The sequence below is a fragment of the Desulfonispora thiosulfatigenes DSM 11270 genome (assembly GCF_900176035.1).
Taxonomy (GTDB): Bacteria; Bacillota; Peptococcia; order Peptococcales; family Desulfonisporaceae; genus Desulfonispora; species Desulfonispora thiosulfatigenes.
The window spans coordinates 114,809-128,231 of sequence record NZ_FWWT01000023.1 but is presented as its reverse complement, the minus strand read 5'-3'; the positions used below and the strand labels follow the sequence as shown (position 1 = coordinate 128,231).

Here is a 13,423-nt window from a genome sequence, read left to right as displayed (position 1 = left end):
ATGAGTACAAATTGTTTGGTTCCAATTAGAGCTAAGTTTATAAAAATTGTGCAAGAAACTCCTGATGTTAGAACGTTTCATATAAGTACTATAGATGGTAAAAAACCTTTTACTACTAAACCTGGTCAGTTATCAATGTTATCATTACCTAATGTTGGAGAGGCAATGTTCTCTATAACTAACCAAGGTGAAAATCACGTTGAAATATCTATTAAAAGAACAGGTACTTTAACAAATGCTTTACATGAATGTGAAGAAGGTCAAGAATGTGGTATTAGAGGACCTTATGGTAATGGTTTTCCGCTTGATCATGTTAAAGGAAAAGACCTTTTATTCATCGGTGGAGGTATAGGTCTTGCTCCAGTACGTAGCTTGATTATGCATTGTATTAGAAATCGTGAAGATTATGGTAAAATTACAGTTGTCTATGGTTCAAGAACTAAAAATGATTTAGTTTTTAAAGAAGACATATTTAAGAATTGGAAGGATGTTCCTAATATGGACGTCCACGTAACTGTAGACGTTGGTCAAGATGATTGGGATGGTCATGTTGGTTTCGTACCATCATATGTAGAAGAACTAAATTTACCACCTCAAGTAACCTTGATATGTGGTCCACCTATTATGATTAAGTTTACACTTCCAGGACTACAAAAAATGGGCTTTAAAGACACTGACATCATAACTACCTTAGAGATGAGAATGAAGTGCGGTGTAGGTAAATGTGGACGTTGTAATATCGGATCTAAGTATGTATGTGTAGATGGACCTGTATTTACAATGGAAGACTTAAAGGATTTACCACCAGAATATTAAAATCAAAAGGTTCTGTAGAATTAAATCTACAGAACCTTTTTTTTATGTGGATGCATAAAATTAAAGGATAATGTCATTAAGACATTATCCTTTGTAACTAACAATATGTTCTACCAATTAAGTTCCATTACTTTTTCACCTTGTGGATCATAAACATTAATTATTAATGGTAGGCCACCTGGCAAGGTATGAGTAGCACATCCAAAACAAGGATCATAAGCACGGAAAGCCATTTCAACCATGTTTTTAGCAGCTTCATTTACTTCACCATTTTTGATTAAGCCTTTAGCTGCTTTATCAATAGAGATATTCATAGGTCCATATCCGTGTGCTGTAGCAACTACTAGGTTTGCTTTTTTAATCAACCCTAATTCATCAGTTACATAGTGATGAACTAATGTACCACGTGGAGCTTCAACTATACCAATACCTTCAGTTGGGACTTCCGTAGGGATATTTCTAACATCCGTACTAGTTATTTCAGGATCCCTAACTAATTCTAACAATCTCTCAGCTGCATAAAGAATCTCGATAACACGTGCCCAGTTATGAGCTAAAGTAGATGTAGCAGGCTTTCCGAGAACTTTAAACATTTGTTCATAGGCTGCCTGTGCTTTAGGAGTAGCCAAACCATCACAAGCGTTTAATCTTCCTAATGGTCCAACCCAAGCAAAACTACTATCTTTACCATCGATGAGACCTTTCCAACCGATTTTCTTAAGGTAAGGGAATTTTAAGTAAGTCCATTCTTCAACATGTTCAGCAAAGAAATCATTATATTCCTTAGCATCAAACTTTGCATATTCATTTCCTTCTGGATCCATTACTCTTACTTTACCATCATAGAAGTTTAATTTGTTGTTTTCATCAACCATACCCATTGAATAAGGGTTTAGGCTAAATGTATCGCTTAAAATAAGGTCTACATATTCTTTGTTTTGTAATACTACGTCATTAAATATTTGTACTGAAAACTCGCCATGTTTTACTAAAGAAAGAGCCATTTCTTCGATTTCTTTTCTTTCTTCTTCAGAAAGAGCTTTACTTAAACCTCCTGGTAAAGCGCAAGAAGGGTGAGTAGCCTTACCACCAATAATAGCTTGAATTTTTTGAGCATAAGCTCTGTTTTTAATTACTTCTTTACCAGTGTCTAGTCCAACTTTATTAATTAATCCTAGAATATTTCTTTCTGCTTTATCTGCTCCTGGTCCAACAACGAAGTCAGGTGCTGATAAGGCATAAAAGTGTGCAGTATGTGAATGAACAATATGAGCACAATAAAATAATTCTCTTAATTTTTTAGCAGCAGGGGTAGGGTCTACATTCCATACCATATCTAATGCCTTTACACTTGCTAAATGGTGAGATTCTGGACAAACTCCACAAATTCTAGCTGTTATACGTGGCATTTCTTCAGCTGGACGTCCTTCACAGAACTTTTCAAAGCCTCTAAGTTCTGGAATTTGCAAATAAGCATGTTCAACATTTCCCGTATCATCTAAGAAGATTTCTATTTTACCATGACCTTCGAGACGAGTAATTGGATCTATAGTTATTCTTTTAGTCATTTTTTTTCGCCTCCTTGTTATAATCGAAAACAAGTGATTTTGCTAAACTAAATCTATATACAGTACCAGCTGGATCATCAAAGTCTCCAGATAATTTACTAGCAGCAGCTTCGTTACTTGCATCCATGATACTAGCTACAGCATTTAAAAGGCTAGCGCCATGATCATTTACTTTTTCTGATGGACCATAGCATCCTCTGCAAGGCATATTATTATTGATACATAAATGTCCGCAACCTTCTCTAGTTACAGGACCTGAACATACTACACCTTGCTCTAACAAGCAAATTTCAGGATCTGTAATTATCTCATGAGGACGATAAAATTTATTAATTGTTTTTTTGGTTTTTGTACGTTTACATGTATCACAAAGCGATTTCTTTCCTGCTCCAATAACGCTTCCCTTAGGAGGTAATTTACCAGAAAGAATTATCTCTATTGCATTCCATATTGTTTGTGGGGTAGGAGGGCACCCAGGTACAAAATAATCAACATCTAAAACTTGATCTAAACTCCAAACGCGTTGATATAATTCAGGTATGTGAAGTTCTCCTTCTGGCACACATGAAACAGGTTTTGGATATACATTTTTTTCATTTATTGTAGTATGCGTGTCTTGATATACTGTGTGGAAAATTTCATCACGAGTATTCATATTAGCAAGTGCAGGGATACCGCCCCACGATGCACATGCTCCAAAAGCGACCATTACTTTTGACTTTTCTCTTAGAAGTCTAGCTAAGCCTTCCTCTTTAGAGTTTCTAATACCACCATTAAAGAAGCATAAGTCAATAGAACCAGGTTCCATCTTTTCTAAATCTTCCACTTTAAAGTCCATTGCGATAGGCCAGAATACAATATCAGCTACTTCAGCAATATCTAAGAGTTTTTCATTAGTGTCTAAAATAGCAACGTCGCATCCACCACAGCCGGCAGCCCAGTTAATTGCTAGTTTTAATTTAGCCATGATTATGACCTCCTTTGCATTGTCCTTCTTCAGTAGCAGCAGCTTCAGTAATTGATAGCACTTCTTCAGCTAAAGCATCTATATTATTACCAGTTTTCTTTTGGTATGGTCCAACTTTTTTAATGTTTGTGACCATTTCATCAATTACATTAGCAAATTTTTCACCTTCAGCAGCTGAAACCCAAGTTTGCATGAATCTTTCTTCTTCGATTCCTAACTGTTCAAGTAATTTTATTGTTAAAGGTGTTCTTCTTAATGTTTTAACATTACCGTCAACATAGTGACAGTCACCTATATGACATCCAGATATTAAAACTCCGTCAGCGCCTTCTTGGAAAGCCTTTAAAACAAAGCTTGGTTCTACACGTCCAGAACACATTACACGAATAGGGCGAAGGTTAGGAGGATATTGAATTCTACTTACACCAGCAAGATCCGCTCCGGCATAACTACACCAGTTACAAAGAAAACCAACTATTACGGGTTCAAAATTCTCTTTTGACATTTACATCAACTCCTTACTATTTATTAAGAATTAGAGAGTTACTAACAATATGATGCATATGCTTGATTTCAACATCTATTTCAAAGTGTTTAACTATTTCTTCTAATTGGTCAAAGCAATTATGGCAAGGGGTGATGCAAACTTTCGCGCCAGTATTTTTAATTTGATCTGCTTTTAGCTTTCCTTTTTCCATACGAATATCTTTATAGTCTTTACCTAAAGCAAGTAATCCGCCGCCGCCACCACAGCATAAATTATATGCACGATTTGGCCACATTTCAATAAAGTTATCTTGATCCATAATTTCTGAGATAATTTCACGTGGAAGGTCTATAATTCCTTCTTTTCTAGCTGTATTACAAGGATCATGATAAGTGAAGATCTCATTATTTAAGGACTTATCAACTTTAATTTTACCTTCTTTAAGCCATTTATGTTGCATTTCCATAAAGTTGTATGTGTGGAAGCAATCATCTTCGCTTAACCATACTTTAGGACCCCACTTAAATGCTCTTGTAGCATGACCACATTCAGTTACAACTACATATTTAGCCTTTAATCTTTTTAATTCATCAGATACCCTTTGAGCTAATTCTTTGCCAGCTTCATCATCGCCATTAAAGAGAGCATAATTTGTAGCATCAAATACTTTACTGCTGCAAGTCCAGCTAGCACCAGCTGCATTAATAATTTTCGCAATACTCATAATATCATCAGTATAATATTTTATCTCTCTAGGTCCCCATAAGAAGATAAAGTCAGCGCCTTCCTTATCAATAGGAATAGTAGCATCAGGCATTTCTTCTTGTAATTCTTCTTCCATCCATTCTAAAGTTTCTAAATAATCTTCTTCTGAAATAGCCATTTGGTTACCAGTATTTATTTGATCATCAACAATTTTTTGCAGACTTCCTGGAGAAGTAAGACCAAAATTTCCTCTTAAAGTTCTTACTATACCAGCTACATCTACACCCATAGGGCAATCCATGGTACATCTACCACACATATTACATTTCCAGATAAAGTTATCATTTAAAACTTCATCTTTTAATCCCATTAAGCATTGACGAACAAATTTACGTGGGTCTAATGTTCCTAATTCTGAGTCACTATAAGGACAGCCACCTGTACAAGCACCACAAGTTAAGCATGTATAACTATCAAATTTATTTTTATCAGTTACAAATTTTTCAATAATTTCATCACGGAATTTAGGATAAAATTTACAAGAGTTCAAAGCTTCCATTTATTTCCCTCCTAGAATAAACAAGATTTTTTGAAAAGGGGGCAGGGGTAGGGTAAACTGCCCCTTGTTACATTTCCTTTTATGCAAAAATAGCAGATATTTCGGTAAATATTTGATCATCTCTAAAGTTTTTAATGTTACAAGCACCTGATGGACACGCTGATGCACAAACTCCACAGCCTTTACATAAAACATCATTAACTTCTGCAATTTTAAACTCCTCATTAAAGCTAATTGCTTTGTAAGGACATAAATCAACACAAATTTTACAACCAATACAGTAATTTGCATCTATATAAGAAATAGCACCTTCACTTGTTAATTCATCTTTTGCAAGTACTACACAAGCTCTATTAGCTGCAGCTTGTGATTGTGCAATTGTTTCTTCAATGAATTTCGGACTATGAGCTAGACCAGTTACAAATACACCTTCAGTAGCAAAATCTACCGGTCTTAATTTCATATGTGCTTCAAGGAAGAAACCATCATCATTTAGAGGTACTTTGTAGAACTGAGCTAACTGTTTAGCATTACTATCTGGTAATACTCCAGCAGCTAAAGCAAGTCTATCTGGACTAAATGTAATATATTGAGAAAGAATAGGGTCTTTAACAGTTACTTGTAATTGACCGTTTTCTTCAGTTACACGTGGAGCGTCTTCTTGATCAAAACGTACAAACATAACACCTTTTTTACGAGCTTCTCTATATTGATCCTCTTTAAAACCATAGGTGCGCATATCACGATAGAGAACAAATACATTTAAGTCTGGGTTAATCTCTTTTAATTTAAGAGCATTTTTTACAGATTTAGCACAACAAACACGGCTACAATATTTATTTTCATCATTTCTTGAACCTATACACTGAATCATCATTACAGTATTCATATCCTTAAATTGATCAGGATTTTCTATTATTTGTTGTTCAAGAGATAAAGAAGTTACTACTTTATTATTATTTCCGTATAGATATTCTTTTGGTTCATACTCCTTACCACCAATAGCAAGAACAACTACACCATGATTTAATTCTTTTAAGCCGTTTTTAGTTTGGATAGTGGTAAAGAAATTACCTACATAACCACTAACATCAGTTATAGTTGAGTTTTTATATACTTTAATTAAAGGATTGTTTTCTACCTTTTTAATTAAATCAGCTAAATAAGATTGAACATCACTATTTTCTACATTAAAGTAAATGTTTCTTGCAACTCCACCTAATTCATTACCTTTTTCAATTAAGTGAACCTGATAGCCTTGATTAGCGATTTCAAGAGCACTTACCATACCTGCAACTCCACCACCTACAACTAAACCTTCTTTATTAACACTAAGGGTAGCAGTTTGTAGAGGGTCTTTAAGTGCAGCTCTTGCAACAGCTTTACGTACTAAATCTTTCGCCTTAGCTGTAGCTTCTGCTGGTTGATTCATATGAACCCAAGAGCACTGCTCTCTGATATTTGCCATTTCAAATAAATATGGATTAAGTCCAGCTTCTTTTAAAGTCTGCTGGAATAATGCTTCATGGGTTCTTGGAGTACAAGAAGCAACAACAACTCTATTTAAATCATGTTCTTTTATTAAATCTTTAATTTTTTCCTGAGCATCTTGAGAACAAGAGTAAAGTAAATGGTCAGCATAAGCAACATGCTTTAAGTCTTTTACATATTCACTTACACTTGGAACGTCAACAGTTGCACCTATATTAATACCACAATGACATACAAACACACCTACACGAGGTTCTTTACCTACAACATCTTGTTCTAGTGGGTATTCTACTTCACTTACTAAAGTATTTCTAGCTTCTGTTAATGCACTAGCAGCTGCTCCAGCTGCAGCACTTGCTTGTACTACTGTGGCTGGGATATCCTGTGGACTTTGGAAAGCACCACAAGCAAAAATTCCTTCTTTACTTGTTTGAACTGGATTAAAGACTTCAGTATCAATAAAATTATATTTGTTTAATTTTAAATCAAGTTTTTTAGCCATTTCTACCGCTGATTTACTTGGTGTTAAACCAACAGATAATACAACTATATCAAATTCTTCATATTTTACTTGACCATCTTCAGAAGCATATCTAATACGAATATTTTGAGTTTCAGGATCTTCTTCAAGTGAGTGAATTTTAGAGTTTATATATCTAACTCCATGCTCATTCTTAGAACGCTGATAATATTGTTCAAAATCTTTACCGAAGGTTCTAACGTCCATATAAAAGATAGTAGTTTCTAATTCAGGACCATTGTGTTCTTTAGCAATAATTGCTTCCTTGATTGCATAGGTACAACATACTGAAGAGCAGTATCCATTACCACACTTTTCATCACGAGATCCGATACATTGTAACCAAGCAACTTTTTTCGGTTCTTTACGATCAGAAGGACGAACGATATGACCTTCATAAGGACCAGAAGCACTCATAATACGTTCAAATTCTATTGTTGTTATTACGTTTTTAAATTTACCATATCCATATTGTGGCAGGCTTGAAGGATCGAACTCATCAAATCCAGGAGCTAAAATCACAGAACCAACATTAATTTCTAATTCTTTTTCTAAATCATCAAAATTGATTGCGTGACTGTTACAAACCTTTTCACATATACGACAAATGTTTTTATTATTTGGTTTCCCTTTAGTTAAATATAAACAAGCTGTATCATCAATACTATAAACTAAAGGAACTGTTTGTTGATACTTAACAGAAATTGCTTTTTTAGTTCTTAAACCTTCATCATAAAAGTCTAATACTTTTGTAGGACAAGCTTCAGCACAAGAGCCACAGCCCACACATTTATCCATATCAACATAACGCGGTTTTTGAGAAACTTTAACAGTAAAGTTTCCTGCATCACCAGTAATTTCTTCTACTTGAGATAATGTAAGTAGTTTAATATTTTGATGTCTACCACATTCAACAAGTTTTGGCGAAAGGATACACATAGAGCAATCATTTGTTGGAAACGTTTTATCTAACTGAGACATAACTCCACCTATACCAGAGGAGTTTTCAATTAGATATACATAATAACCACTGTTTGCAAGATCTAGTGCAGATTGCACTCCGGCAATACCACCACCGACTACCATAACAGAGCCGATTTTGTCTGGAACTAACTTGAGATTTGCCATTATTATAATCACCTCTCAAAAATGTTTAAGATAACTTTGGTAAAGGAAAAGTATAATCAAAAATTTAAAATATTCTAAATATTCCAAGCTACAAAAAAATTACTTATCCTTAAAGTTCTATCTTTAATTATACCTGCAACTTCTAAGCTTTGTAAAGTTTTTAAGTTAATAAGCATCATAAGTATTTCTTAAAGTCTTACATAAAGACCTACCTATAGCCCCCCTTAAAAATTTTATTCATAACATTTTTATTTGCAAAATGATACAAATACTATATTCATTAATTTACATTATACCTTTATTTAATTTATTATTGAACCTTTAAATCTAATCATAAAAAAATTTTGTAGATAAGTTATTATATTTCTGCACATATTAACTTATTGTAATGTTTATACTAAATCTTTAAAATAAGTAAATAAACAAATAAAAAACATTAAGGAAGTGAAATGTATGTTAGTTGATTTACATGTGCATGCTATAGGTCATGATGACCGAAAACATAATTTAGACAATCTGATACCTTATCTTGAAAAGGCTAAAACAATGAATATAAAAGAAATTGGTTTTGCTGATCACGATAGATATTTTGATATTCTTAATTTAAATCTTTATGAAGATTTACAAAAACTATACCCAGAGATTAAAATAAATGTTGGATTAGAAGTGGATTACTTTCCGGATAAAATATTCGAAATCACAAAAATAATAAATAAATTCGATTTTGATTATATTATTGGATCAGTGCATTATATTGATGAATGGATGTTTGACTCAGATAAACAAAAACAGGGTTTTTTAGAAAAGGATATTGATGAAGTTTATAAACAGTATTTAAGTCGTATTGTGGGAGCTGCACAAACTGGTCTTTTTCCACTAATTGGCCATTTAGATTTAATTAAAATATTTGGCTTTAAACCTACTAAAAATATAAGTGAGACTTTTTTAGAGGCTATTAAACTTATTCAAAAAACAGGTGTTGTGATTGAATTAAACACAAATGGTTGGTACAAACCTGTTAATGAATTATATCCTAGTGAAGAATTAATAAAACTATGTTTTAATTACAATATACCGATAACTTTATCTTCTGATGCTCACCAGGCTGAACATGTGGGAAGGGATGTAGACAAAGCACTTAATCTTGCAAAAAAATGCGGTTATAAAAAAATAGCTACATTCGCCAATAAAAAAGTTAACTTTGTTAATATTTAAAAAGATTAAAGGAAATAACAAAGTATTATTGAATAAATAAAGTGCTAGTTATGATTATATAATAAAGGAGAGAATAAAATGAGTGTTTATGATTTAGCAAATAAGTTAGCAACTGGATTAACAAAATCTGATGAGTATAAACGTTATCAAGAAGCAGTAGTAAAAGTAAAGGGTAATGAGAAAAACGAACAAATTCTATCAGATTTAAGAAGTAAACAAATGGAAATACAAAATATGCAAATGATGGGTCAATCAGTTCCGTTAGAAAAAATTCAAGATTTAGAAAATTTGTCCCAAAAGTTAGTAGATTATGATGAAGTAGCGGAGTTTTTAGAAGCTGAATTTTATTTTGGACAAATGATTGGGGACATTCAATCAACCATAACTCAAGCAGTTGAATTCTGGACACCTCCAGAAAAATAATAATTGCAAAAGTAAGTTATTTATCATATATTATTTACATAGATAGTTAAGTTAGATTAGATGAGAAATGAGATTAAGAAGAGAAGAGTAGAGGAGAGATTGAGATGAAGATTAAGGAAATAGTACAAGTGAGCCTATTATTAGGTATTGGAATGATTTTGCATTTAATTATTCCAGGGTATGGTGCAGGGATGAAGCCTGACCTTTTATTAAGTATGTTATTTATTATTATTTTCATGAAAAAAGACTTTAAATTAAGCATGTTAGCAGGAGTGGTAGCAGGATTACTATGTATGTTGACTACTCAATTTCCAGGTGGTCAATTACCCAATCTAATTGATAAGATAGCTACAGCATTTTTAGTCTATATTTTAGTAAAACTGTTTTTTGGTAGAATTCCTGACTTAATTGGCATAGGAATAATTGGTGCAATAGGAACTTTATTTAGTGGTAGCGTATTTTTAATAACAGCCTTAGCTCTAGTTGGAATACCAGCCCCTTTCGGTATACTATTTACCACAGTAGTTGTACCCGCTACAATATTAAATACAATTGGTATCGTAATATTATATCCTATTGTTAGATTTAGTAGTGGTATAGTAGAAAAATCCAAGCCTATAGATGTTTTAAAGAAAGCTTAACTGGGGAGTAATCCTCAGTTTTTTTAATTTTTATAATATAATCGGTAGTTTTATAGTAAAATAGAGTTTAGTAATAGGTGTGCTTTTGGAGGGGAATTATGGAAATTTTTGCTCTAGTAGGTTCAAGTGGTACTGGAAAAAGCCACAAGGCTAATTATCTTGCAAATCAAAGAAAAATAGATACCATTATTGATGATGGTTTATTAATTAAAGATGGAAAAAAACTTGCAGGTATTTCAGCTAAAAGAGAGTTAACCATTGTTCAAGCAGTAAAGAGAGCAATTTTTTTAGATGAAAATCATGCTCTAGATGTTAAGGAGAAGATAACAGAAGTAAAGCCGGATAGAATATTGATTTTAGGTACTTCTGATAGAATGGTAAAAAAAATCGCTACAGCATTAGAATTACCAGATATTACTGAAATTATAAAAATTGAAGATATATCATCGGCAAAAGATATACAAACAGCTAAAAAAATGAGATTCGAATATGGAAAACATGTAATACCTGTACCAACTATTGAAATTAAAAAAGACTTTCCTAATTATTTTATGGATTCCTTTAAATCATTTTTTGTGCGTAAAGGACAGAAAAAGGAAGTTGAAAGAACTATTATTAGACCTAGGTTTAGTATGCTAGGAAAGCTAGTTATTTCAGAACATGTAATTGAAGAATTTCTTAAAGTTGCTAGTTCGAAAATTGAGCTTATAGAGAGTATTATAAAGTCTAAAATAACCTTCTCAGATGAAGGAGTTAAGATTTATTCTGAAGTTAAAGTTTATTATGGAAGTAATATCATTACGGGAATTCAAAAATTTCAACAAGAAGTTATAAATATAGTAGAAAACTTAGCTGGTTTAAATGTTTTAGGAATAGATGTACATGTTAAAATGATTGAACCAAAAGATAACTAATGTCATTTGGAGAGTGATTTAATGGGTAAGCAAAACTTTACATCTTGGTTTTTAGAAAATGGTATCATCGGGATACCCAAAAACCTAATTGGTCTAATGGAACCCTTAGGATTGACTTTTGAGGATATAGGTAAAATTTCCTATATCCTTTATTGTGGGTGTAATCAAGTAAAAAAAGAGGATTCATATGCAATTTTAGCTGTAAATTCTTTGAAAAATAAGGGTTTAATTAATTGGTATCCAGATGCTAATAAGGTTGATTTTTCACCTATGTATGATTTAATTAGTAGTAAATTAGGAGTTGAGTCAAGTTTTATTGAACAAGAAGATCCTCAGCTTGAAAGTAGGGGAAAGGACTTAAGCTATTCAGAATTAATTAAAAACACAGAAAAAAAGTTAGCTCGTTTTTTATCAGCAAAGGAAAAAATGGATATACAAAAAGTAGTGCAAAGATATAATTGGTCAAATGAATTAGTTTATGAAATATTTGTTTTTTATCAATTAAATCTGCGCAAAAATTATGCTTTTTTATTTTTTGCACAAATGGTCTTTGGGGCAAAAGTAGAAGATAAAGAAAGTTTAAAGAGATTTATTGAAAATTTAAACTATACATCGTACAAGGTATCTGAAATTAAAAAACGTTTAGGTCAACGTAACAATCCAACTGAAGTAGAAAAAGAATGTTATTTAAAATGGTCAAATGAATGGAAATTTTCACATGAAATGGTTTTAAGAGCTGTCGAACAAACCATATATGCAAGTGACCCTTCCTTCAAATATATAGATTCTATTTTAGAAAATTGGTATAAAGAAGGAATTATGAATACGGACAAACTAATAGAAAGTCAAAAAGAAAGAGAACAACAAAAACAAAATAAAAAGTACGAAAAGAAAAATATTAAAGAAAATCAGCCTAAAGAAAACCAAAATGTAATCAGAGATTTAGATTATCTTGTTGAATAGAGGAGGAGTAAAATGTTGTTAGACCGGGAAGCTTTGATTAAAAAAAGATTAATGAATGTGAATTAAGAATAAGAGAGCTACATAATTGCTTTCCCCGTTTAAGAGAAATTAGTGAAGAAATAAGTAAGTTAAGTATGCAAAGGATTAAAGTAGGACTCTATGAAAAGAACTATTCTAAGGCTAAGATTATAGATGAACAAATGAATCAATTATTAGAAGAAAAGACTCTAATACTCAAAGCAAATTCAATTTCTCTTGATATTTATGAACCAAAATGGAATTGTTCTACGTGTAAAGATAAGGGCTATGTAAGACCAGGAGTTTTATGTGATTGTTATAAACAAGAACATTTTGATCAATTGTTTTTTAAAAGCGGAATTAAAGGTAATATGCAAGTGCAAACCTTTGATAATTTTAAACTATCATATTATAAAGATCCGATAGCAATGAGTAAAAAAATAGAAAGATGCAAAGACTTCGTGAGAAAAATAGTTGCAAAAGAGGGTCAAAATAACTTGTTTTTCACAGGGGACGTAGGTAGGGGTAAAACTCACCTTTCTGTAGCTATTGCAAATTTAGCTATGAATCAAAGAAAAACGGTTATATATAAAAGAATAGATGATTTACTTGATATAATCAGGGAGTATAAGTATCAGCGTGATGGAGGTAGTTTAGAGTGTAACAAGCAATTAGAATATTTAAAAGAAGTAGATTTATTAGTTATAGATGATTTAGGAACAGAAAGTTTAACTCCATTTGCTGAAACTCAAATAAGAATGTTAATAGAAGACAGAAATATTCTAGACAAACCTTGGATTATAAATAGTAATTTGAGTATCAAAAATTTACAAGTTAAATATGGAGCTAGAATAACTGATCGTATTATTGAAAAGGCCGATATATTTTATTTTGAATCCGAAATGAGTATTAGAGAATTAAAAAGAAGTAGACAAATTTCAGAGAAAAAATAGGTACAATAATATGATTGTAAATGCATATAGATTATTTATATATATTATTCAGGAG

12 protein-coding genes are annotated in these 13,423 nt (G+C 32.1%); 7 read left to right on the top strand and 5 right to left on the bottom strand.

The annotated features are described in order from the left end of the window. Entirely contained in the window at positions 1-816 is an 816-nt protein-coding gene (locus tag B8965_RS11850) for an FAD/NAD(P)-binding protein (RefSeq protein ID WP_084054401.1), read from the top strand. 110 nt (positions 817-926) lie between these two features. On the opposite strand, the gene B8965_RS11845 is transcribed toward B8965_RS11850, so the two are convergent. The 5 genes from B8965_RS11845 to B8965_RS11825 form a co-directional block, all read right to left on the bottom strand. Continuing rightward, positions 927-2,384 carry a Ni/Fe hydrogenase subunit alpha gene (locus B8965_RS11845; RefSeq protein WP_084054400.1) on the bottom strand — a complete coding sequence of 486 codons (1,458 nt, stop codon included), beginning with the start codon at positions 2,382-2,384 and terminating at the stop codon, positions 927-929. Beyond that, the gene (locus tag B8965_RS11840) at positions 2,377-3,351 is read right to left on the bottom strand and encodes an NADH-quinone oxidoreductase subunit B family protein (protein WP_084054399.1); all 975 of its coding nucleotides are present in this window, start codon (positions 3,349-3,351) and stop codon (positions 2,377-2,379) included. Before B8965_RS11840 ends, B8965_RS11845 begins: the two co-directional genes overlap by 8 nt. Beyond that, positions 3,344-3,856, bottom strand: a complete 513-nt coding sequence (locus tag B8965_RS11835; protein ID WP_084054398.1) for a hydrogenase iron-sulfur subunit — start codon at positions 3,854-3,856, stop codon at positions 3,344-3,346. The genes B8965_RS11840 and B8965_RS11835 overlap by 8 nt, the downstream gene beginning before the upstream one ends. Positions 3,857-3,872: 16 nt before the next feature. Continuing rightward, positions 3,873-5,102, bottom strand: a complete 1,230-nt coding sequence (locus B8965_RS11830; protein ID WP_084054397.1) for a (Fe-S)-binding protein — start codon at positions 5,100-5,102, stop codon at positions 3,873-3,875. 79 nt (positions 5,103-5,181) lie between these two features. Next, positions 5,182-8,241: an FAD-dependent oxidoreductase gene (locus B8965_RS11825; RefSeq protein WP_084054396.1), complete on the bottom strand. Its 3,060-nt coding sequence runs from the start codon at positions 8,239-8,241 to the stop codon at positions 5,182-5,184. Positions 8,242-8,694: 453 nt separating this feature from the next. On the opposite strand from B8965_RS11825, the gene B8965_RS11820 reads away from it, so the two are divergent. The 6 genes from B8965_RS11820 (at position 8,695) to B8965_RS11795 (ending at position 13,368) form a co-directional block, all read left to right on the top strand. After that, entirely contained in the window at positions 8,695-9,456 is a 762-nt protein-coding gene (locus B8965_RS11820) for a histidinol-phosphatase HisJ family protein (RefSeq protein WP_084054395.1), read from the top strand. A gap of 78 nt (positions 9,457-9,534) precedes the next feature. Then, entirely contained in the window at positions 9,535-9,879 is a 345-nt protein-coding gene (locus B8965_RS11815; RefSeq protein ID WP_084054394.1) for a YlbF/YmcA family competence regulator, read from the top strand. Positions 9,880-9,983: 104 nt separating this feature from the next. After that, positions 9,984-10,520, top strand: coding sequence for a tryptophan transporter (locus B8965_RS11810; protein WP_084054393.1), 537 nt, complete (start codon positions 9,984-9,986; stop codon positions 10,518-10,520). A gap of 98 nt (positions 10,521-10,618) precedes the next feature. After that, positions 10,619-11,434 (top strand): Asp23/Gls24 family envelope stress response protein, encoded by an 816-nt coding sequence (locus B8965_RS11805; RefSeq protein WP_084054392.1) that lies wholly within the window; start codon positions 10,619-10,621, stop codon positions 11,432-11,434. Between the two features lie 21 nt (positions 11,435-11,455). Continuing rightward, complete coding sequence (locus B8965_RS11800) at positions 11,456-12,397, top strand: DnaD domain-containing protein (RefSeq protein ID WP_084054391.1); 942 nt, start codon at positions 11,456-11,458, stop codon at positions 12,395-12,397. A 47-nt stretch (positions 12,398-12,444) separates the two neighbouring features. Continuing rightward, positions 12,445-13,368: an ATP-binding protein gene (locus B8965_RS11795; RefSeq protein WP_084054390.1), complete on the top strand. Its 924-nt coding sequence runs from the start codon at positions 12,445-12,447 to the stop codon at positions 13,366-13,368. The last annotated feature ends 55 nt before the right edge of the window (positions 13,369-13,423 follow it).